24 protein-coding genes are annotated in these 22985 nt (G+C 37.0%); 22 read left to right on the forward strand and 2 right to left on the reverse strand.

Translation table 11 applies throughout. From position 1 onward, the window contains the following. Window positions 1-80: 80 nt before the first annotated feature. From PF026_RS00640 to PF026_RS00680, 9 genes are all read left to right on the forward strand, one after another. Window positions 81-1343, forward strand: a complete 1263-nt coding sequence (locus tag PF026_RS00640) for an anthranilate synthase component I family protein (RefSeq protein ID WP_270863114.1) — start codon at window positions 81-83, stop codon at window positions 1341-1343. After that, window positions 1340-2941, forward strand: coding sequence for an anthranilate phosphoribosyltransferase (gene trpD / locus PF026_RS00645; RefSeq protein ID WP_270863115.1), 1602 nt, complete (start codon window positions 1340-1342; stop codon window positions 2939-2941). The genes PF026_RS00640 and trpD overlap by 4 nt, the downstream gene beginning before the upstream one ends. 137 nt (window positions 2942-3078) lie before the next feature. Then, complete coding sequence (locus PF026_RS00650; protein ID WP_270863116.1) at window positions 3079-4059, forward strand: Fic family protein; 981 nt, start codon at window positions 3079-3081, stop codon at window positions 4057-4059. Between the two features lie 244 nt (window positions 4060-4303). Further along, window positions 4304-5407: a DNA adenine methylase gene (locus tag PF026_RS00655; protein WP_270863117.1), complete on the forward strand. Its 1104-nt coding sequence runs from the start codon at window positions 4304-4306 to the stop codon at window positions 5405-5407. Window positions 5408-5409: 2 nt separating this feature from the next. Next, window positions 5410-6039: a phosphoribosylanthranilate isomerase gene (locus tag PF026_RS00660; protein WP_270863118.1), complete on the forward strand. Its 630-nt coding sequence runs from the start codon at window positions 5410-5412 to the stop codon at window positions 6037-6039. A 267-nt stretch (window positions 6040-6306) separates the two neighbouring features. Then, a complete protein-coding gene (locus PF026_RS00665) occupies window positions 6307-7140 on the forward strand; it encodes a hypothetical protein (protein ID WP_270863119.1) in 834 nt (277 codons plus the stop codon). 307 nt (window positions 7141-7447) lie between these two features. Next, entirely contained in the window at window positions 7448-8629 is a 1182-nt protein-coding gene (gene trpB, locus PF026_RS00670; RefSeq protein ID WP_270863120.1) for a tryptophan synthase subunit beta, read from the forward strand. Continuing rightward, entirely contained in the window at window positions 8622-9371 is a 750-nt protein-coding gene (gene trpA / locus PF026_RS00675; protein WP_270863121.1) for a tryptophan synthase subunit alpha, read from the forward strand. Before trpB ends, trpA begins: the two co-directional genes overlap by 8 nt. 8 nt (window positions 9372-9379) lie before the next feature. Continuing rightward, window positions 9380-10309 (forward strand): hypothetical protein, encoded by a 930-nt coding sequence (locus tag PF026_RS00680; protein ID WP_270863122.1) that lies wholly within the window; start codon window positions 9380-9382, stop codon window positions 10307-10309. 347 nt (window positions 10310-10656) lie between these two features. Here the strand turns inward: PF026_RS00680 and PF026_RS00685 are convergent, their stop codons facing one another. Next, complete coding sequence (locus PF026_RS00685) at window positions 10657-12027, reverse strand: sodium-dependent transporter (protein WP_270863123.1); 1371 nt, start codon at window positions 12025-12027, stop codon at window positions 10657-10659. 161 nt (window positions 12028-12188) lie between these two features. After that, complete coding sequence (locus tag PF026_RS00690) at window positions 12189-12647, reverse strand: hypothetical protein (protein WP_270860204.1); 459 nt, start codon at window positions 12645-12647, stop codon at window positions 12189-12191. 205 nt (window positions 12648-12852) lie between these two features. On the opposite strand from PF026_RS00690, the gene PF026_RS00695 reads away from it, so the two are divergent. The 13 genes from PF026_RS00695 (at window position 12853) to atpA (ending at window position 22985) form a co-directional block, all read left to right on the forward strand. Next, the gene (locus PF026_RS00695) at window positions 12853-13902 is read left to right on the forward strand and encodes a cytochrome-c peroxidase (protein ID WP_270863124.1); all 1050 of its coding nucleotides are present in this window, start codon (window positions 12853-12855) and stop codon (window positions 13900-13902) included. A 384-nt stretch (window positions 13903-14286) separates the two neighbouring features. Next, entirely contained in the window at window positions 14287-14595 is a 309-nt protein-coding gene (rplU, locus tag PF026_RS00700) for a 50S ribosomal protein L21 (RefSeq protein WP_270860202.1), read from the forward strand. A 10-nt stretch (window positions 14596-14605) separates the two neighbouring features. Beyond that, window positions 14606-14863: a 50S ribosomal protein L27 gene (gene rpmA, locus PF026_RS00705; RefSeq protein WP_270860201.1), complete on the forward strand. Its 258-nt coding sequence runs from the start codon at window positions 14606-14608 to the stop codon at window positions 14861-14863. 62 nt (window positions 14864-14925) lie between these two features. Next, window positions 14926-15972 carry a GTPase ObgE gene (gene obgE, locus PF026_RS00710; protein WP_270863125.1) on the forward strand — a complete coding sequence of 349 codons (1047 nt, stop codon included), beginning with the start codon at window positions 14926-14928 and terminating at the stop codon, window positions 15970-15972. After that, window positions 15969-16736, forward strand: a complete 768-nt coding sequence (gene proB / locus PF026_RS00715; RefSeq protein WP_270863126.1) for a glutamate 5-kinase — start codon at window positions 15969-15971, stop codon at window positions 16734-16736. The genes obgE and proB overlap by 4 nt, the downstream gene beginning before the upstream one ends. Beyond that, a complete protein-coding gene (gene fmt, locus PF026_RS00720; RefSeq protein ID WP_270863446.1) occupies window positions 16733-17653 on the forward strand; it encodes a methionyl-tRNA formyltransferase in 921 nt (306 codons plus the stop codon). Before proB ends, fmt begins: the two co-directional genes overlap by 4 nt. Continuing rightward, window positions 17634-18269 carry a biotin--[acetyl-CoA-carboxylase] ligase gene (locus tag PF026_RS00725; RefSeq protein WP_270863127.1) on the forward strand — a complete coding sequence of 212 codons (636 nt, stop codon included), beginning with the start codon at window positions 17634-17636 and terminating at the stop codon, window positions 18267-18269. The genes fmt and PF026_RS00725 overlap by 20 nt, the downstream gene beginning before the upstream one ends. Then, the gene (locus tag PF026_RS00730; RefSeq protein WP_270860197.1) at window positions 18266-19045 is read left to right on the forward strand and encodes a ParA family protein; all 780 of its coding nucleotides are present in this window, start codon (window positions 18266-18268) and stop codon (window positions 19043-19045) included. The genes PF026_RS00725 and PF026_RS00730 overlap by 4 nt, the downstream gene beginning before the upstream one ends. 2 nt (window positions 19046-19047) lie before the next feature. After that, window positions 19048-19914, forward strand: coding sequence for a ParB/RepB/Spo0J family partition protein (locus PF026_RS00735; protein WP_270863128.1), 867 nt, complete (start codon window positions 19048-19050; stop codon window positions 19912-19914). A 73-nt stretch (window positions 19915-19987) separates the two neighbouring features. After that, on the forward strand, window positions 19988-20410 hold the full coding sequence (locus tag PF026_RS00740; protein ID WP_270863129.1) for a F0F1 ATP synthase subunit B family protein: 423 nt from the start codon (window positions 19988-19990) through the stop codon (window positions 20408-20410). Between the two features lie 9 nt (window positions 20411-20419). Further along, on the forward strand, window positions 20420-20926 hold the full coding sequence (locus tag PF026_RS00745; RefSeq protein WP_270860194.1) for a F0F1 ATP synthase subunit B: 507 nt from the start codon (window positions 20420-20422) through the stop codon (window positions 20924-20926). Beyond that, complete coding sequence (locus PF026_RS00750) at window positions 20926-21456, forward strand: F0F1 ATP synthase subunit delta (protein WP_270863130.1); 531 nt, start codon at window positions 20926-20928, stop codon at window positions 21454-21456. Before PF026_RS00745 ends, PF026_RS00750 begins: the two co-directional genes overlap by 1 nt. 11 nt (window positions 21457-21467) lie before the next feature. Continuing rightward, complete coding sequence (gene atpA / locus PF026_RS00755) at window positions 21468-22985, forward strand: F0F1 ATP synthase subunit alpha (protein WP_270860192.1); 1518 nt, start codon at window positions 21468-21470, stop codon at window positions 22983-22985.

Raw genomic sequence — 22985 nt, forward strand, 5'->3', positions numbered from 1 at the left:
AATTTTCAACACTAAATTTTTTAACTTTTTCAAAGTGCATTTTTTATATAATTTTTTCTTTAAATTTTAAAGAAGGCACCATGTTTTTAAAAGATCCGATTTTTTATTTCAAAAATATTTTATCTAGGTTTCCAAACTCCTATCTCGCCGAAGACGGCGGACAAATCATCATCGGCATTGACTGCGAATATTTGCAAGGCGATGACCTTGACAAACTCAAATTTGCCTTGCAAAACACCACCCAAATTTGCGAATTTGCAGGGCTTTTTGGAGTGCTAAGCTACGAAGCAGTTTATAAATTTGAACGCTTGGGAGATATTAAGCCCCGTCTTTACGACTTTCCGACATATTTTTACGCAAACGCAAGGGCGTATCTGCACTACGACAAACAAAGCAAAATTTACAGCTTTTACGGAGAGGGAAAATATTTTGAAAATTTGGAAAATTCAGGCGATACCGCGCCGAATTTTGAAAAACTCTATAAAATCAAAACCGATTTAAACGCCGAAAAAAAGGATGCCAAGCGTATTTTTGATAAGGCAAAAGAGTATATCAAAAGTGGCGATATTTTTCAGGTCGTGCCGTCTCAAACACTGCAAATTTACTCAAATTTAGACCCTTTGGAGTTTTATGAAATTTTAAAACGCCAAAATCCAAGCCACTATATGTATTTTTTCCCGACACCTTACGGCGTGGTGGCTGGAAGCTCCCCTGAGCTCGTGCTTCAAATCAGAAATAACGAAATTTTTGTCGCTCCCATAGCTGGAACAAGGCCACGCGGCAAGGACGCAAACGAAGATGAAGCATTGAAAAACGACCTTTTAGGCGATGAAAAAGAGATGAGCGAACACAAAATGCTAGTTGATTTGGCGCGAAACGACATTGGCAAATTTGCCAAAAAAGGAAGCGTGAAAGTGCGAAATTTAGCCCATGTGCAGTTTTTTGAAAGCGTTATGCATATAGTTAGCGATGTGCGTGGCATAAAGGACGAAAGCAAGGATAATTTTGATGTTTTGGGCGTGGTTTTTCCTGCTGGCACACTTAGCGGAAGCCCAAAAATTCGCGCTATGCAAATCATAAATGAGCTAGAAAGCCACGCTAGGGGGATTTATGGTGGCGGGATTGGCTTTTGGCATTTTAACGGCGATTTGCAAATGGCGATTTTAATCCGTTCGGCTATTTTCGTGCGCGACAGGGCAAACCCTGAATTTAGCGATGTTTTCGTAGGTGCTGGATACGGGCAAGTTTTTGATAGCGTGTTTGAAAACGAATACGCCGAAATCTGCAACAAACGCAAATCTTGCCTAAAAATTTTTGAAAAAACCTGCAAGGAAATGCAATGATTTTAATGATTGATAACTACGATAGTTTCGTATTTAACATATATCAATATGTGCTTGAAACTACTGATGAAGAGATAGTTTGCAAACGAAATGACGAAATCACGCTTGAAGCGATTAAATTTTTATCGCCAAGCAAGATTATTTTAAGCCCCGGTCCAAAACACCCAAAAGACAGCGGAATTTGCCTAGAAATTTTAAAGGCAAATTTAGGCATACCCATTTTAGGCGTGTGTTTGGGACACCAAGCCATAGGATTAAGCTTTGGCGCGAAAATAAAAACGCTAGAAGTGCCAAAACACGGCAAAACTAGCGAAATTCGCGTAGTGGGCGAAAATGCCGTTTTGGCAGGCTTACCTAGCAAATTTGAAGTTATGCGCTATCACTCGCTTTATGTAGATGAGTTGCCCGAAAATTTGGAGATTTCAGCCGTGAGCGAAGACGGCGTCATAATGGCTATGAAGCACAAAGAACGCGAAATTTACGGCATTCAGTTTCACCCGGAGAGCTATTTTACGCAGTATGGCAAAAAAATCATTGAAAATTTTGTAAATTTAAACAAACCCCAAATCAAGGAGAAAAAAGTGAGCAATTTTGCCCCGTTTATGATAAAGCTACAAAAGGGCTATCCGCTCGAAGGCGGCGATTATGAAGAGATTTTTAGTGCCGTTATGGCAAAAGACTATGACATTGTCCAACTAGCTGGTTTGCTCGTGCTAATTAGCGAAAAATCGCTTTACCCAGATAGCCTAAGCGCGCTTGTGCGAAGCGTTTTGAAATACTCCAAAACTTACAGCGATGATAAGCCTATGCTTGACATCGTAGGCACCGGCGGAGATGCGCTAAAAACGATAAATATCTCCACGACCTGCGCGTTTATACTCGCTTCTCTTGGTGTTAGGGTCGGCAAACACGGCAACAGCGCAGTATCAAGCAAAAGTGGATCGAGTAATATCTTTGAAGCTTTGGGCGTTCCGCTTGAAAGCGATTTGGCAAAACTAAGAACTTTAATGGATAAAACGAATTTGGCGTTTTTCCATGCGCCGTTTTTTCACAAGGTTACAGCCGAAGTCAAAGAAGCACGAACTCGCCTTAAAATCGGCACTTTCTTTAATATTTTAGGACCTTTGCTAAATCCAAATTTGACCCTTTCGAACCAAGTCGTAGGCAACTACCACGAAGAAGTAAATGAGCTTATAGCGCAAACCTTGCAAAAACTAGGTCGAAAGCACGCCCTAGTCGTGCATGGTATGGACGGCATGGACGAGATCACGCTGTGTGATGAGACGCTCGTGCATGAAGTGCGGGGCGAGAAAATCATCGAGTATAAAATCACGCCTGAGCAATTTGGCTTTAACCGCGCCTTTCACACCGACATCGAGGGCGGGGATAGCAAATTTAATGCTGAAATTTTTAAAAGCACGATAAAAGGCGAGTTAAAAGGACCTAAACGAGACATTGTCGTGCTAAATGCGATGTTTGCTTTGTATGCGGCTGACTTTGCAAAAAGCCCAACGCAGGCCAAAGAGATAATCGAAAATGCCCTTGATAGTGGCAAAGTGTGGGAATTTTATCAAAATTATATTGCAAATTTTAAATAATTTCACTCAAATTTGGCGAGTTTGTAAATTTGACTAAATTTAAGCTTGTCAAATTTAGTCAAATTTGAAAGCAATATTAGCTATAATGCCACAAATAAAGCAGTTTTAAAGTAGAGATTAAAAATAAAAGGATGAAAATGAGTTACAAACCGCCATTTACCGTAACTACAAAAATAATCAATTTAATTTCTGAAATTTCCGAAAAAATCGGAGCTTTAACTGCTTTAAACGAAAATCCTTTACATATAAAATTACGCAAAAACAATCGTATAAAGACCATCCAAGCTTCTTTGGCGATAGAAAATAATTCTTTGAGTATCGAGCAAATCACGGCGATTATCGACGGCAAACGAGTGCTTGGCGACCCAAAAGAAATCCAAGAAGTCAAAAATGCACTTGATGTTTATGATCTTCTTTTAGAGTTAAACCCTTATGAAGAAAAAGACTTGCTCAAAGCACATCGCTTGATGATGAGCGATCTTGTCAAAACAAACGGCAAATATCGCACAGGCGGCGTTGGCGTTTTTGATGGCAAAGAAGTGGTTCATTTAGCACCGCCGTCTGAGCGAGTGGCAAATCTTATGGCAGATTTATTTAAGTGGCTAAAATCAAGCGATTTTCATCCGTTGATAAAATCAAGTGTTTTTCACTATGAATTTGAATTTATTCACCCTTTTGATGACGGCAATGGCAGGATAGGCAGACTTTGGCAAACAGCGATTTTAAAAGAATGGAAAAGCATTTTTGCATGGTTGCCTGTCGAAAGCTTGATTAAAGAAAATCAAGCCCAATATTACAAAGTCTTAGGCATAAGCGACAAAAACGCAGACAGCACACAATTTATCGAATTTATGCTAAAACTTATTTTGCAAGAGATAAAAAAACAAATTTTAATGCAAAAAAAGGTTACTACAAAAGTGCCTGTAAAAGTAACTGCAAATCAACAAAAAATCATTGAAATGATAAAAGAAAACCCGCACATAACCCAAGCCCAGCTTGTAAATATCGTAAAAATTTCGCTCAAAAGCATTAAAGAAAATATGAAAAAACTTCAAGAAAATGGACTTATCAGGCGTATTGGAGCGGACAAAAACGGACACTGGGAAGTAGGTGGGTAAATTTGCAGATTGTTGATTATATAAATTGGGCTGTTTTTAGAAAATATAAAAAAAGCGATGAAAGTTTTTATGATAAAACGATACATTTTAGACGAAGAAGTGCTAACAAAGGATAGAGATGAGAAGTTTTATTAAGCGACCTAGCCATCTATCCTTACAGAAGCCTTCCTTGAAGTCTTGTCAATGGCTAGGAACCTTTTGGGGTATTTTACCAAAAAATATAAAATGTAGATAAAGAGATTTTATGGCAAATTTAAAAGAAAACGAAAGCTATCTAGGCGAACAACTTATTAGCTATCTAGGAAACAAACGCTCACTTTTGGGGGCGATAAATGGCGTTATAACGGACATTAAAGCAAATTTGGGCGTTGAAAAAATCGTTTTTGCCGATGTTTTCAGCGGCAGTGGCGTGGTGGCAAGGTTTGCCAAAGCGCACTCAAATTTGGTATTGGCAAATGATTTGGAAAAATACTCTTTCATCATAAATTCGTGCTATTTGGAGAATTTAACGCCTGAATTGAAAGCAAATTTAGCTAAATTTCACAGCATGATTTTAGCGAATTTTAAGCCTTGCGAGAGCTTTATCAGCGAACTTTACGCCCCAAAAGACGATGAAAAAATCAAAAAAGGCGAAAGGGTTTTTTACTCACGCCAAAATGCCCTTATTTTGGGGGGTTTGCGCACCGCAATCAGCCAAATTCCAAGTGAGTTTCAAAAATACTTCATCGCTCCACTTCTAAGCGAAGCTAGTATCCACTCAAACACAGGCGGCGTTTTTAAAGGCTTTTACAAGGACAAAAACGGCGTGGGGAAATTTGGCGGTAGTGGCGAAAATGCGCTATCTCGCATTTTGGGTGAGATTTCACTTCCAATGCCGGTTTTTTCAAATTTCACAAGCGATTTTCAGGTTTTCCAAAGCGATGCTTACGAGTTTAGCAAACTCGCTCCAAGCGTGGATATAGCGTATTTTGACCCGCCGTATAACCAGCACCCTTACGGCTCGAATTATTTTATGCTAAATTTAATCGCTGATTTTAAAGCACCAAATTTAGGGGATCTAAGCGAAGTTAGCGGTATCCCAAACGGCTGGAACCGCTCGAATTACAACAAAAAATCTCGTGCCGCAGATGAATTTTTCACGCTTTTGGCTGAATTTAGGGCAAAATATTTGATAATCTCGTTTAATTCAGAAGGCTTCATCAGCGAAGATGAGTTTTTAAAAAATCTTGCTCTCATCGGTAAAGTGGGAAAAATCGAGATAAAATACCCTGCGTATCGTGCTTCAAGGAACTTGCGAAACCGAAATTTGCATGTAACCGAGTATCTGTATATCGTCAAAAAGGCGTGAAAATGGGCGTTGCAAGAACAAAAATCAAAATTTGCGGGATTAAAAATTTAGCCGAAGCAAAAAGCGTTTTAGAGTGCGAATTTAGTGGCGTTAGAGTGGATTTTTTGGGTTTAATTTTTGCCGAAAGTAAGCGAAAAGTAACGCCCGAAATAGCAAAAGAAATTTCAAATTTGGTGCGTGAATTTGGTCGAAAAAGCGTCGGCGTTTTTACCGATACGAGCGATGATGAAATTTTGCAAATTTGCAAATTTGCAAATTTAAGCGTGGCGCAAATTTATAAAGAAATTTCGCCGAATTTAAAGCAAAATCTAGCAAATATCGGCGTAGAAGCGTGGCAGGTCGTGCGTGTAAAAGATGAAATTCCAAATTTAAAAAATTTGAACTATGATAAAATTTTGTTTGATTACAAAGGCGAAAAAATGGGCGGAAACGGCGAAAGCTTCGAGTGGAAAATGCTAAAAAATCTGCAAATTCCATTTATCCTAGCAGGTGGTATCGGCGCAGAAAATCTGAAAGAAGCCTTAAATTTAGGGGCTTTTTGCCTTGACATAAATAGCAAAGTCGAAAACAAGCAAGGCATAAAAGACCCAGAAAAAATCACGCAAATTTTAAAAATAATCGCCGTTGCTTAGATTGTGATTATTTTCAAATTTAAGTTTAACAAACTAGATTTAAATTTGCCAATTTGTTTAATTTGTCATTGTAAGAGCCGAAAAGTTCGAAGCAAAACAAGCGTAGCGATGCGAGTGCGTAGCACGAAGCAGGTTTGGACGAGCGACAGCGAAGTCAATCCAGAGAATTAAACAATGTTTGATTTTAAAAACAGCTTTCGCTGTTTGACTGGATTGCCACGACCACTTCGTGGTCTCGCAATGACGGAAAATTTAAAAGGATTAAATTTGAATAACGAAAAAATAATGAGAGAAAAAGCCGAACAAATGGCTAAAAATGCTGAAATGAAAATTCAAAAAGCACAAACAAAAGAAGCTAAATATCAACAATGGCTAGAAAACAAAAAACAAACCGATCCAAATTTTAGGGATTATGATGAAAATCCACTTATTATAAAAAGCTATGAGTGGTTTTTTGTTAAAACATTATTTCTTGGCTCACTTTACTTTGGGGGTCTATTTTTTTGGATATTTATGAGTATTTTTAAAGGCAGTGATATATTGGGTGTAAGAAATGAGTATCTACAATTTGGTTTATTGCTTATGGCTTGTATTATCGTAATTTATATTATTTACAAATTAAAACACAAAGACCATACAATAAAATTCACAAATAAATATATAGAATTTTATGATGACGGAAAACTTAAAAGACAACATAAAATAGTATATGATGATTTAGTAAGACCATTTTTTCTTGCTGGAAAAGATATAGACGCATTTAGTGCGTTTATAACGATAGCTACAATTTGTTTTGGCATTTTTATTTCGCTTACCATTGTAGGGTTTATACTTATTGTATCGATTTATTTTGCAAATTTTTTAATTAAACTATGTTTTTATATATTCTTAAACAGGAATTTAAAGGGTTTTAAAGTATTTCCTTTTATTAGGATTGCTAAATTTGCGTCTTATGAAAGACCGCTTCCATATAATGCATTTTTATCAATGAAATATTTTATGATTTATTTATACAACGACGAAATTTATAAAGAAGTTAAAAAGTATTTTTTGCAAAAGGATATAGACATTGATAGACTGTCTAAAACATATATACCTTGATAGAAAGTTAGGCATAATAATAAAAATTTGATAAACATTTTAATTAAATGAGACTCAGATGAGTAGAGAAAGTATTGCGAAAGCAGAACTAGACAAGGCAGAAGCAGATTTTAAAAACTTAAATTCATAAATTCAAGTAAAAATTTGTGAATTTTTATAAACAGCATTTTACAAAGCAAAAAAGTTTAAATTCACAAAGTTTGTAAATTTGTAAATTTCGCTACCGCACGAAACAAGGCGTAAATTTCAAAGCAACTTTTAACGCTATTTTAGATATAATCGGCAAATTTTTATTTTAAGGCAAAAAATGAATACAAAAGCATATTTTGGCAAATTTGGCGGTCAGTTTGTCCCTGAAACTGCGATGTTTGCGCTCGAAGAGCTTGAAGAAGCTTACAACACCATTGCGATGACGAAAGAATTTAGAGATGAGCTTGACTATCTTTTACGCGAATACGCAGGTCGCCCAAGCCCGCTTTACTACGCAAAACGCCTAAGCGAACACTACGGACACGACATTTACTTAAAACGTGAAGATTTAAATCACACAGGCGCACATAAAATCAATAATGCCCTAGCTCAGGCACTTTTAGCAAAAAAAATGGGTAAGAAAAAAGTCATTGCTGAAACAGGAGCAGGTCAGCATGGCGTAGCTACCGCCACAGCAGCAGCACTTCTAGGGCTAGAATGTAGCATTTATATGGGCGAATGTGACGCCGCTAGACAACAGCTAAATGCTTTTCGTATGCGACTTTTGGGTGCAAATTTGGTTACCATTGGTGATGGCTTAAAAACGCTAAAAGAAGCCACAACAGCGGCAATTCAAGCGTGGGTAAATGAGATTGAAGAGGTATTTTATGTCATCGGTTCAGCTGTGGGTCCGCACCCGTATCCAAAAATGGTAAAAGACTTCCAAAGCGTAATCGGCACAGAAGCCAAAGCGCAACTTAAAGAAAAGGGCGTTAAGGCTGACTATGTCATCGCCTGTGTGGGCGGCGGAAGTAACGCAATCGGCATTTTTAGCGGTTTTTTAGATGATGAAAGCGTAAATTTGATCGGCGTTGAAGCAGCAGGACTTGGCATAGATACGCCGTATCACGCTGCGACCATGACAAAAGGAAGTCCTGGTATAATCCACGGCATGAAAACTATCGTTTTGCAAGATATTTACGGACGGATTGATCCGGTTCATAGCATTTCAGCAGGGCTTGATTATCCGGGCGTTGGTCCGGAGCACGCTCATTTGCTTGATATTAAAAGAGCGCAGTATGCTGCTGTAACGGACGATGAGTGCGTAAATGCCTTAAAACTGCTTTCTCGTTTAGAAGGCATTATTCCTGCTATTGAAAGCTCTCACGCTTTGGCATATTTGGAAAAACTCTGTCCTAGCCTAAATGAGCGAAAAACAATCGTAGTAAATGTAAGCGGTAGGGGCGATAAAGATATGAATACCGTTATGAACTACAAAAAAGGAACGATTTATGGATAAGATAAAAAAAGCATTTGATAATAAAAAGGCAAACATCGGCTACATAGTCGCAGGTTTCCCAAGTGTAGAGCATACAAAAGAGCTGATTTCAAATTTAAATGATAGCAAACTTGATATTTTGGAAGTCGGAATTCCGTATTCTGACCCGATAGCTGATGGAAAAACTATATCAGAAGCTAGTTTTAAAGCCGTGCATAGCGGTGTTACGACCGATACGGTGTTTGATATTTTGGGTGCTGTAAAAACAGATAAAGCACTTGTTTTTTTGGTTTATTATAATCTGATTTTTGCTTACGGCGTTGAAAAATTTGTCGCAAAAAGCAAGGAAGTTGGGATTTCAGGCTTAATCATACCTGATTTGCCTTACGAAGAAAACGAAGAAATTTTTAATCTTTGCCAAGAAAATGGCATTGCTTTGATACCGCTTATTAGCATTACTAGCGAACACAGAGCGCCACGCTTGCTAACTCGCTCGTCTGGTTTTATCTACGCTATCGGTGCTCTTGGCGTTACAGGCACAAAGCAAAGCCCGTTGGAACGAAACAAAAATATGGTTAGAGATTTGCATAAGATGAGCGATTTGCCTATCGCGCTTGGTTTTGGAATTCGCACAAACGAAGATGTTCGCCTTGCCAAATCTTACGCAGACGGCGCGATAATCGGCACGAGCATAGTCGAGCTTTGTTCTAAATTTGACGGCAAAGAGCTTATTGGCGAAATTGACAAACTTTTTGCAGAGTGAGTGAATTTATGAAAAAGATTATTTTTGCAGTTTTAGCGTTTGCGAGTTTTAGCTTTGGCGTTAGCCTTATGAATTATGAATTTTTCGATAAGCAAGATAATATCGATATAGTTTTGTCTTTTGATAGCGCTTATAAGCCTGATATTACAAGGCGCGAAGGCGAGAATTTGGTTATCGTTTTAAAGGGTGTAACAAGCGAAGAAAAATCTACAATTTCTATAAATTCGCCGATTTTAAGCGAATTTGAAATCGTTCCGCACCCAAATGCCACGCATGTTATCTTTATAAACGGCGCTAAACTAAATATCGAAGCTGTGCAAAAAGATAAACTTTCGCTTACTTTGCGTGTGAGCGATCCAAACCAAAAGCCAATTTCACTAACTCAAAACGAAAATGGCGAAAAAGAAAAGACGAATTTTACGCCGTTTATAATGATACTTTGCGTTTTGGTTTTGCTTGTTTTGGTCTATTTTTTGACAAAAAAATTTGCACGAAAAAAACCTAAAAAAAGCGTTGATGATACTTGGGACGCATTTGAAAATATCGATAATAACGCAACTATGGCTAAATTTGATGAGGTCAAAGACGAAAGTGTTGCGTTTAAGTCAAATGAGAAATTTGAAATTTTTGATGACTTAAATTTCGAGAAAAAAGAAGCCGAATTTAGCGAATTTGAGTATAAAGAAGAACCAAATTTAAACGATGATGAGCCTGAATTTATTTCTGAAAAACCGCAAGAAAAATTTGAAGAAAATAACAATAAATCAAGCAAAATTTCAAAAATTTTAGAAGAAGAAAGCGACGATAGCGAAAATTTTGGCGATGAAATAAAAGTCGTTTTAACCAAAAAAATAGACGATAATAAACTTGCCGTAGTGCTAAAACATGGCGAAAAAACTCATCTAGTCGTGCTTAAAAACTCAAATATGATTTCATAAATCCTGCTTTTTAGCAGGATTTTTTTAAATTAGAATTTGCAAATTTGCGGAATAAAAACAACCAAATTCTAAATTTAACCACTGGCGATTGCTTCGTTTTTTCTGCAAAAAAACTCGCAATGACAATGGAAGGCTTAGAATAACAAAAATTCTCATAATGATAATTATACGAAAAAGCAAATTTAAAATTCTAATGTCGACGATTTAGTATGATATTCTAAAATATTCAAGACAGATTGTGATTAGTTATTGAGATTTTTAGGCACTTGCAAGGAGATAAGGCTGTTTTGCCTATCGACGAAGCAAGTGCTAAAAAATCTCATTAAATAATTCCGATATGGGGAATTTTAAAACGCTACATGGTTTATTAGTGCTATCAAGCACAAAACCAACGCCAACGGCACATAAACAAATCTACCTATATAATACCACGCATTGCCGTATTTTTTCTTGCTTCCTGTGTTGATTTCATCGAGTAATTCTTCTTTTTTAAGTATCCAAAACCATGAAATCGCACCCAAAACAGCACCAATTGGGATAATATAAATCGACACTAAGTCCATCCAAGGTCCCCAGTTTGTGGTATTTATGGTAAATGCACTGCTTGCAGCTGCGATTTCTGCTGTCGGTGCGATTGTTTCCATATTTACGCCAAATCCAAAGCAAATCACGCAAAGAGCGATTAAAACCCAGCTTCTTTTTAAATTTGGAAATTTATGAAGCACAGATTCGGCAACCGCTTCGAACATATTTTGCAAAGATGAAATTCCGCCAAAAATAACAGCCGTAAATAAAATAATGGCAAAAATTTGACCGCCCGGCATATCTTGCAAAATTTTTGGCAAGGTTACAAAAAGAAGACCCGGACCTGCTGCTTGATCCATATTATAAGCAAAAAGCGCAGGTATCATTACAAACGCTGCTACAAGAGCTGCAATGGTATCAAAAAACGCCGTTTTCTTAGCAGAATCGACTATATCTTCTTTTTTGGATAGATACGCACCATAAACTAGCATTCCTGAACCCGTAATCGAGAGCGAGAAAAACGCCTGTCCCATAGCCGTAACCCAGACATTATAATCACTAAGTTTGCTCCAATCGGCACTTGCCATAAATTTATATCCGGCTCCTGAGCCATCCAGTGTCGCCACACGCACTGCTAAGATCGCAAACAAAATAAAAAATAACGGCATCATAATTTTGTTTGTTTTTTCGATACTTTTTGCCCCAAAAAACAGCGTTAGTAAAGTCCCTGCAACTACGATGAAATGGTATGGAATGACAGAATACGGACTAAAAGCAAACGAAGCAAACCAAGTGTTGGTATCAACGCTCATTAACGAGCCGGTGATCGCCTGAGTAAGGGCTTTTAGCACATAAGCGATGATGACAGCGTATCCGATAGCGATACACATTGATCCTGCTAGCGGAAGCCAACCTAAAATTTTGCCGATAACGCCAAGACGGCGAGAATTCCAAGCATATTCATAAGAGCCAAGAGTGCCTGTTCTTGCGCGTCTGCCGATAGCGTATTCGGCTGAGAGAGCGACATAAGAAAATAGAGCGATAAAAAATATGTAGATCAACAAAAACGCCCCGCCGCCGTTTGCGCCGAGTTTATACGGGAAGCCCCAGACATTTGCCATGCCCACAGCCGAGCCTACACAAGCTAGTATAAAAGCCCAACGACTGGTAAAACTTTTGTGTGAATTTTGCATTGTTGTCCTTTTTTTGAAAAATAAACTTTGTGATTATAGCGAATTTATTTATAATTTATTAAATTTTTGTATAAATTTTGACAAAAAGTAAATTTGATGAAATTTGGATAAAACAAAGAAATCTATGTGTGTAGATTTTACACACATAGATATTTAAATTTTTATATGCATTTTGCGACAGCTTCTTTTAGGTTGATAACATAACCTTCATCATCTGTTATAAGATCTCTATCACAGCAGTTTCGCACAGGCACTTGTTTGCAATCTTCCCCGACACATTGCTCTCTATAAACGCCTGTATCTTTGCAGTTTTTCCAGATGTAATGTTTAATATTATCATCGTCGATAAATGCGTTATCAGGGCGTCCCCAAGTCGATACAACCGTATTTATATGAAACATATTTTCTCTATCTTGCGGTTGTTCGATTTCAATTTGTGTTCCACCGATAGTTTGACCATCTTGCATGGTGTCTTCGGGTTTTACCGGTTCTTGGACTATGTCCGGAGTTTGAGTATTTTGACCGTTTTGAGTTGTAGGTTGGTTATTGATATTCCAGTTTGAGTAACCGCAACCGCCAAAAAACGCCATAATGCAGACTAAAAACAATACTTTTTTCATAAAACTTTCCTTACACAAAAAAATACTCCGTTATGGTAGCAAATTTAAAATTATTTTTAAATAAATTTGCCTAAAATAGGAGTTAATTCTTCTTATTTAATATTTTAATTTTGTAGATAAAATTTATCAATTTGTTTAAATTTTTAAGCGAAATTTTATTTAGTAAAATTTATAATTTGATTACAATTTATTTAAGGAGAGCGTAATGAAAATGAAATTTTTATTGCTTAGTTCAGTAGTTGTTGCAAGCACTATGTTTGCAGCTGATGATTTGGCAAAATTAGCCAAAGATAGCGGTTTGGTAGCACTTCCAAAAAGCCCGGCTGAAATAGCTAAACTTGCCGAAGCTTCTGCGCCAGATGCAAAAGAATTCCCAACAACTGAAAAAAGAGTTGAACTTGGTAAAAAATTGTATTTTGACCCAAGAATTTCAAGAAGCGGCATCATTAGCTGTAATACCTGCCACAACTTGGCAATCGGTGGAACTGACGGTGTTCCTGCTTCAACAGGTCACAAATGGACTCCAAACCCACACCATATAAATGCACCTACAACACTAAACTCAGTATTTAACTCAGCACAATTCTGGGATGGTCGTGCAGCTCACCTAGCTGAACAAGCAGCAGGTCCAGCAACAGCAGCACCTGAAATGGCTGCAACTCCTGAGAGTGTAGAACAACTATTAAATTCAATTCCTGGCTATGTTAAAGAATTCAAAGAAGCTTATGGTGAAAATACAAAAGTTACATTTGATTTATTTGCTACAACAGTAGGAATTTTTGAAAGAACTCTTGTAACTCCGTCAAGATATGATGATTTCCTAAACGGCGATGCAAACGCTCTTAGCGCAACAGAAAAAGAAGGTCTAAAAACATTTATCGATAAAGGTTGTGCAACTTGCCATAACGGAATCAACCTAGGTGGCACAATGCAACCGTTCGAAGTAGCAGGCAAATACGAATTCGCTAATGTTGGCGATTTCAAAGGCGATGCTAACGGTATGGTTAAAGCACCAGTTCTAAGAAATATTGTTGATACAGCTCCATATTTCCACAATGGCGCAATCTGGTCACTAAAAGACGCTGTTAAAGCAATGGGTAGCGTTCAACTTGGTATCGAAATCAGCGATGATGAAGCAAACAAAATCGTTACTTTCTTCAACGCTCTAAGCGGAAAACTACCTGAGTCAGCTCTAAAATACCCAGTATTGCCAGCTAGAACAGATGCTACACCAAAACCAGAACTTGACTACTAATAAGTTTTGATTTTGATAAATTCTCCTTTTGGCTCGTTCGAATTTTTCGAACGAGCTTTTTTATTGTTTAAATTTAGAAAATATCTACTTTTTATATAAAATATTCAAGACAGAGTGGGCGTAGTAAAGCGTAAATTTGAGTAATTTCAAGCGAAGCTACCTTTGTCGGTAGTGAGCGCAGGAATTACTCAAATTTACGCTTTAATTCGTAAGGTATGGGGAATTTAAGGCAATGTAGTTCAATTTGAAATACGCAAAACATAAGCTTAAATTTATAATTTTTTCAGTATAATCCACCTTTTACAACCAAAAACGGCTCCGTAAATTTTTAAATTTGTAAATTTAAAATGCCTTTTTGGACTACCAAATTTAAAGGAAAGCTTGATGTATGCTATCATCAAAAACGGCGGCAAGCAATACAAAGTAGAAGAAGGTAATTACCTAAATCTAGATCATTTTGCTGCTGAGCCAAAAAGCAAAGTCGAAGTTAGCGAAGTTTTGGCTATCAACGACGGCGAATTAAAGGTAGGCGCACCATTTGTTAAGGGTGCAAAAGTTGTCTTAGAAGTGGTAAATGAAGGTAAGGACAAAAAAGTCGTAATCTTCAAAAAACGCAGAAGAAAAGACTCAAAAGTAAAACGCGGTTTCAGACGCCAATACACTCGCGTCAAAGTCGTAAGCATAAACGCCTAAGGAGTAAAAAATGGCACACAAAAAAGGTCAAGGTTCAACCCAAAATAACCGTGATTCTATCGGACGCCGACTAGGTGTGAAAAAATTCGGCGGCGAGTTTGTTAGAGCGGGAAATATCATCATCCGCCAAAGAGGCACTGCTACGCATCCGGGCAACAATGTCGGTATGGGCGTAGATCATACGATTTTTGCTTTGATTGACGGCTTTGTTAAATTCGAACGCAAAGACAAAAACAGAAAAAAAGTCTCAGTTTATCCTGCGGCTTAAAACTTCGTGGTTGCCCGAATTTGGGCGACCTTTCTTCTTAAAATAATTCAAGGTCAAACAAAATGTTTGTCGATAATGTAAAATTTAGTGTAACTTCGGGAAAAGGCGGCGCGGGTTGCGTTAGTTTCAGACGGGAAAAATTTGTCATTTTAGGTGGTCCAGATGGCGGGGACGGCGGAAGAGGCGGCGATGTTTATGTAAAAGCCGACAAAAATACGCACACGCTTTCATTTTACAAAGGAAAAACCAAATTTAAGGCTGAAAACGGCGCACCAGGAGAGGGTCGCAAAAAAACGGGTAAAAGCGGTGAAGCGTTGTATCTTATCGTGCCGCCGGGAACTGCCGTGTATGATGACGAAACAAAAGAGCTTATTTTTGATTTGCTAAATGACGGCGAAGCAAAACTTTTGCTAAAAGGCGGAAAAGGCGGTCTTGGCAACACGCACTTTAAAAATTCGGTAAATCAACGCCCAGATTATGCGCAACCGGGTATAGCAGGTGAAGAAAAAAATATTCGCTTGGAGCTAAAACTCATCGCCGATGTAGGTCTTGTGGGATTTCCAAATGTCGGAAAATCTACGCTCATCTCAACCGTATCAAACGCAAAACCCGAAATCGCAAACTATGAATTTACTACGATTACGCCAAAGCTTGGCATTGTAAATGTCGATGAGTTTTCAAGTTTTGTAATGGCTGATATTCCGGGCATAATTGATGGTGCAAGTGAAGGCAAGGGGCTTGGAATCCAGTTTTTAAGGCATATCGAGCGAACAAAAATCTTGCTTTTTATGCTAGATACAATAAATTACCGAAGCCTTAGCGAACAGTTTTCCACGCTAAAATCGGAGCTAGCTAAATTTTCACCTATTTTAGCAGAGCGAAATTTTGCAATCGCACTTACAAAAGCCGAAGCTTGTGAGAATTTGGACGATACTATGAGCGAATTTTTAAATGAATTTGGCTTTGAAAAAATGCAAAATTTAGACGAATTTGACAAAAGCAAACCATATTTTGTTATGCCGATTTCAAGTGTAACAAATTTTGGTATAAAAGAGCTAAAATTTGCTCTTTTCGAGCTTTTAAAAGAGAATTTAAAAGGCGAAAAATGAAAAGAGTTGTCATAAAAGTGGGCTCTCATGTCCTAAGCGATGAAAACAAAATCAGTCAGGCAAGAATCGCAAATTTATGCGAATTTTTGGCACAATTAATGAGTAAATTTGAAGTTATTTTGGTAAGTTCAGGCGCGATAAATGCAGGAAGAATAAAATCAAATATCGAAAAAACTTCTGTGGTAAATCGCCAAATGCTTGCAGCCATCGGACAGCCGTATTTGATGGAAATTTACGAAAAATCAATGGCTAAATTTGGCATTTTGACGGCGCAAATTTTACTAACTGCAAGTGATTTTGACTCACGAAAAAGCACAAACTACGCCAAAGGGCTAATCGACGGACTTTTGCAAAATAAAATTTTACCTATTATAAATGAAAATGACGCCACAGGCATAGCAGAAATCGTCTTTGGTGATAACGACAGGCTAAGTGCGGGTGTGGCAAACTATTTTGGCGCTGATTTGCTCGTGATTTTAAGCGATATTGACGGATATTATGATAAAAATCCTAGCGTTTGTAAAGACGCAAAAATTAGAAGTGAAGTAAATTTTTTAAGCCCTGATGAACTTGCCGTGCCACAAAATGCAGGTTCAAAAATGGGAACGGGCGGCATTACGACAAAATTAAAAGCTGCAAATTTCTTGCTTGAAAACGGCAAAGAGATGTTTTTGGCAAGTGGATTTGATTTGAGCGTGGCAAAGGAATTTTTGCTTAATGGCAAACAAACGGGCGGCACGATTTTTCGCAAAAAGGCAAAATAATGAAAATCGTTTTTATGGGGACGCCTGATTATGCGACGCAGATTTTAAAGGGGCTTTTGGCGGCTAAATTTGAAATTTGCGCAGTTTTTACCCAGCCAGATAAGCCTGTGGGCAGAAAGCAGATTTTAACTCCGCCAAGCGTAAAACAATTTTTGCTTGATGAGAATTTGCAAATTCCTATTTTTCAGCCAAATTCGCTAAAAGAAGCCGGGATAAAAGAGCAAATTTGTGCTTTTAAGCCTGATTTTATCGTAGTTGCAGCATACGGGCAAATTTTGCCTAGCGATATTTTGGGTATCGCGCCTTGTATAAATTTACACGCTTCGATACTGCCTAAATACCGTGGTGCTAGTCCGATTCAAAGTGCGATTTTGTGTGGTGAAAAATTTAGCGGTGTAACGGCGATGAAAATGGGTGCCGGGCTTGATGACGGCGATATGCTCGGATTTTCGTTTTTGGATATAAGGGACTTAAAATCGAGCGAAATTTTTGATCAAATGGCAAAAATCGCTTCAAATTTAATAGTAAAAATCCTAAAAAATTATGAAAATTTAGCTCCGATTTCCCAAATTCACGCACTCTCAACCAAATGTTCTAAAATAAAAAAAGAGTTTGGTTTGATTAAATTTAGCGACGATATTGATGAAATTTTGCGTAAATTTAGGGCTTTTGATTTTTGGCCAAACATTTTTTTAGATGACGGCACAAAACTTTTGGAAGTGGCTAAATTTAGCGATAAAATTCATAGTAAGAGCGAATTTGGAAAAATCGTCGTGATAAATAAAAATAGTTTTGTCATTGCTGTGTGTGGTGGCGAATTAGAAATCACAAAAATCCAAGAAGTAGGCAAAAAACCGCTAAATGCAAATGATTTTATCAACGGCAAAAGGCTGAAAATTGACGATAGAATTTGTTGAGAGTTGCGATTCGACGCAGACTGGGATCATTTCAAATTTAAAGCTTGGCGTTATCAAACCGCCATATTGTTTGGTCGCAAATTCCCAAAGTGCAGGGCTTGGGAGCAGGGGAAATGCGTGGGAGAGCGTGAGCGGAAATCTATATTTTTCATTTTGCGTGAGCCAAAATGCCTTGCCAAGCGATTTACCGATAAATTCGGCTAGTATTTATTTTGCGTTTTTGATGAAAGAGTATTTGGCAAATTTAGGTTCAAAAATTTGGCTAAAATGGCCAAATGACTTTTATTTGAGCGAAAAAAAAATCGGCGGAGTAATCACAACAAAAATCAAAAATATTTTTATCTGCGGTATGGGTTTAAATTTAGCTCACGCGCCCGAATTTGCTGGGATTTTGGATATAAAAGTAGAGCGAAATAGCCTAATTTACGGCTTTTTTGAAATGTTAGAAAAAAAACCTTCATGGAAGCAAATTTTTAGCAAGTTTTCGCTAGAATTCCCTTTGTCGCAAAAATTCGGCACCCACAATGGGTGCGAGATAGCATCTCTCGAGAATGCCGTGCTTTGCGATGACGGTTCAATCCTAATAAACAACAAAAAGGTGTATAGTTTAAGATGAGTGAAGTAATCACAATTGCTAATCAAAAAGGCGGTGTCGGCAAGACGACAACCGCGATAAATTTGGCGGCAAGTTTGGCTATTGTCGGAAAAAAAGTTTTACTAATCGATCTTGATCCGCAGTCAAATACGACAACAGGGCTTGGTTTTAGTAGAAGTGATTATGAATTCAATATCTATCATGTTTTAACTGGTAGAAAAACAATATCTGAAATCACGCTCGAAACGGAAATTCCTGAACTTCATTTAGTTCCATCAAATATCGGTCTAGTTGGCATTGAGCAAGAATTTGCCGACAATGACAAAGATAGTAAAATGATTTTAAAAAGGAAAATTGCCAAAATTTCTTCAAAATATGATTATATCATTATTGATTCGCCACCTACTTTGGGAAATATCACCGTAAATGCACTAAGTGCAAGTGATAGTGTTATTGTGCCTGTTCAGTGTGAATTTTTGGCACTTGAAGGGCTAAGTTTGGTTTTAAATACTGTTAAAATTGTGAAAAAAAGCATAAATCCAAATCTTAAATTTAGAGGATTTTTGCCTACAATGTATAGCAAAAACAATATTTCAAAAGAGGTTTTAGCAAATCTTAAAGAGCATTTTGAAGATAAACTTTTCAAAAGCGACAGAGATGAAAACGGCTTTGTTATAATTCCTAGAAATGTAAAACTTGCAGAATGTCCAAGTTACGGCAAACCTGTGATTTTATATGATATAAAATCATCAGGAAGCGTTGCGTATCAGGATTTGGCAAATTCGATTATGGAGTAAATATGGCAAAAGTAAAAAAGAGTGCGTTAGGACGGGGACTTGGTGCCATTTTAGATGATGTTGAAAATGCTTACGCAAAAGAGCTAGAAAGCGGAAAAAAAGATTTAGTTTTAGAAATCGAAATTGATAAAATCAAACCAAATCCATATCAGCCAAGAAAAAAATTTGATGAAAATGCTTTAAAAGAGCTTAGCGAAAGTATCGCTAGACACGGGCTTATCCAGCCTATAATCGTTGTTGCGAAAAATGATGAGTATATGTTGATTGCCGGTGAGAGAAGATTTCGTGCTACAAAACTTTTGGGTGAAAAATATATCAAAGCCATAGTTGCTGATTTTGGCTCACAAAATTTAAGGGAATTAGCACTAATCGAAAATATCCAAAGAGAGAATTTAAATCCTATTGAACTTGCAAATTCATACAAAGAGTTGATTGATGAATACAAAATCACGCAAGAAGAATTGGCTGGAATCATCAAAAAATCGCGCACACAAATCACTAATACTTTAAGGCTTTTAAGCTTAACTAGCGAAGTTCAAAACGCCATTAGCGAAGATAGAATTTCACAAGGTCATGCAAAGGTCATAGTAGGACTTGATGAAAAAGATCAAATTTTGGTTTTAAATACGATAACAGGGCAAAAACTAAGCGTTAGAGAAACCGAGAATTTGGTAAAAAAAATAAAAGATAAAAAAGATAAAAAATCGACAAAAGAAAAGGTTGAAAAATTTGAAAATTTTGAGCCAAAACTTTTGGAATTGAAAGAAAAATTAGATAAATTTGGAAAAATAAAGATAAAAGATAGAAAAATTTCTGTTGAATTTGATGAAATTTCAAAAATTGATGAATTTATTAAGAAGTTAAACTGATTTTTTAATCTAAATTTTTAAATTTATATTGTAAAATATTAATTTATTTTGTAAAAATTAATAAGGAGGGTTAATGCTCGAAATTAGTTTGCCTGCTCTGATCTTCACTGTTATCGTATTTTTGGGGCTCATCTACATTTTGAATATCATGCTTTATAAACCACTGCTTTCTTTTATGGACAGCAGAGAAGCCATGATACAAAAAGATGCCGAAGAAGCCAAGCAAAATGCGCTAGATATCGATTCTGATAGAGTCGAGATAACAAAAATTCTAGATGAAGCAAGATCACAAGCAGCTAAAATCAAACAGCTATCTTTGGATAAAGCAAAAGAAGATTCCGAAGCAGTGATAGCGGCGAAAAAATCGGAGTTAGAAGCCGATTTTGGCAAATTTGTTGAAAAGCTTGGTAAAGAAAAAACTGAGCTTAAAAAAGATCTTCAAGATAAAATTCCTGAATTTAAGAGTAGCCTTAAAAGCGCTCTTGCCAAGATTTAAGGAGAAAAAATGAAAAAATATATATTTTTAACACTTTTTCCGATTTTGGCTCTTGCAGACGGACATGGCACAAACTATGACATAGTTTGGAGAACGATAAACTTTTTGATCTTTTTTGGGATAATGTATTATTTGCTAAAAGGTCCTTTAAAGGCTGCTTATGAAAATAGAATAAATTCGATAGCTTCTAGACTTGAAGCAAATCAAAATTTATTAAAAGAATCAAAAGAGCGAAAAGAACAGGCTAAAAAAGATGTAGCAACTGCTAAAATTCAAGGTGATTCTTTGGTAGAAACAGCCAAAAAAGAGGCAATTTTTGCAGAAGAAAAAGTTAAAAATGCTACCGAATTTGAGATAAAACAACTTCAAAAAGCGTTCGAAGAGCAAAAAGAATTTGAAACTAGAAAAGCGAAAAAAGATGTCGTAAATGAAATTTTAGAAGAAATTTTTGACAAAAATAGCATAAATTTAGATCAAAATGAACTTATCGACATAGTTCATAAAAAGGCTGTGTAATGATAGACAATACCGCTAAAAAATATGTTAAAGCTTTAATAGAAAGCTATAAACAAGATGAGCTAAAAGGCGTTTTGGAAATTTTCAAATCTCTATCTTTGGCTTTTGAAACTGAAAAATTTAACGATATTATCAACTCTCCTGCTATAAAAGATAATGCAAAAGTTGATTTGATTTTGTCTTTTATAAAAAAACCAGATGAAAAAATTTCAAATTTGATAAAGCTTTTGGCAAAAAATAGACGAATAAATTTAATTCCGCAAATTTTTGAAGGATTGCGAAGCAATATCGCAGCTGCAAACAACGAATTTTACGGAAAAATTTACTCTTCAAAAGAGATTGAAAAATCAAAACTTAAAGAGCTTGAAGCGCAAATTTCGAAAAAATTCAGTGCAAACATCAAATTAGAGCCGGTTATCGCTAACTACAACGGCGTTAAAATCGATGTTGAAGATTTGGGTTTTGAGATTAGTTTTTCTATTGATAGATTAAAAAATAAAATGAGCGAATATATATTAAAAGCAATTTAAAGGAGTAAAGCGTGAGTGCGAAAATTAAAGCAGACGAAATTAGTAGCATAATTAAAGAACGAATTGAAAGCTTTGATCTAAGCGTAGATGTCGAAGAAACAGGTAAAGTTGTATCTGTTGCCGACGGTGTTGCCAGCGTTTATGGCTTAAAAAATGTTATGGCTAACGAAATGGTTGAGTTCGATAACGGCGTAAAAGGTATCGCTCTTAACCTTGAAGAAAGCAGTGTCGGTGTTGTTATCTTAGGCGAAACAGCCGGTATCGTTGAAGGAAGTAGTGCAAAAAGACTTGGCAAACTTCTAAGAGTTCCTGTTGGGGACGCTATGATAGGACGCGTTGTAAATGCGCTTGGTGAGCCAATCGACGGCAAAGGACCAATCGAAGCGAGCGAAAGTAGATTCGTTGAAGAAAAAGCAAAAGGCATTATGGCTAGAAAATCAGTTCATGAGCCGCTTCAAACAGGTATTAAAGCAATCGACGCCCTTGTTCCAATCGGTAGAGGTCAAAGAGAGCTAATTATCGGCGATAGACAAACAGGTAAAACAACGGTTGCTGTCGATACTATCATCAACCAAAAAGGTCAAGATGTCGTCTGTATCTATGTTGCCGTAGGTCAAAAACAATCAACCGTAGCACAAGTTGTTAAAAAACTAGAAGAATACGGCGCTATGGAATACACTATCGTAGTTGCAGCTAATGCTAGTGAAGCGGCTGCTCTTCAATACCTTGCTCCATATTCAGGCTGCACAATGGGCGAGTATTTCAGAGATAACTCACGCCATGCTTTGATTATTTATGATGATTTAAGCAAACACGCTGTTGCTTACCGCGAAATGTCATTGATTTTAAGAAGACCACCGGGTCGTGAAGCTTATCCAGGCGATGTTTTTTATCTACACTCTCGCTTACTTGAAAGAGCTAGTAAGCTAAGCGATGCACTAGGAGCTGGTAGCCTAACAGCGCTTCCTATCATCGAAACACAAGCAGGCGATGTTTCGGCATATATCCCTACAAATGTTATTTCTATTACCGACGGACAAATTTTCCTTGAATCAGGTCTATTTAACTCAGGTATCCGCCCTGCAATCAATGTTGGTCTCTCAGTTAGCCGTGTTGGTGGTTCAGCGCAAATCAAAGCGATTAAAAAAGTTTCAGGCACACTTCGCCTTGACCTTGCCCAATACCGCGAACTTCAAGCGTTTGCTCAATTTGCAAGTGATTTGGACGAAAGCAGTAGAAAACAACTTGATCGTGGTCAAAGAATGGTTGAAGTTCTAAAACAACCACCTTACAGCCCACTTCCTGTTGAAAATCAAATTGTTATCATTTTTGCAGGTAGCAAAGGTTATTTGGACGATGTTGCGCCAAGTGCAATCGGTAAATTTGAAGCTGAGCTTTATCCGTTTATAGAAGCTAAATATCCTGAAATTTTCGAACAAATCAGAACCAAAAAATCTTTGGAAAAAGATATAGAAGAAAGTTTAGCAAAAGCATTAAATGACTTTAAAGCAACATTTTCAGCGCAGTAA

The sequence above is a fragment of the Campylobacter sp. CS_NA3 genome, assembly GCF_027797495.1.
In the GTDB taxonomy this organism is placed as follows: domain Bacteria; phylum Campylobacterota; class Campylobacteria; order Campylobacterales; family Campylobacteraceae; genus Campylobacter_B.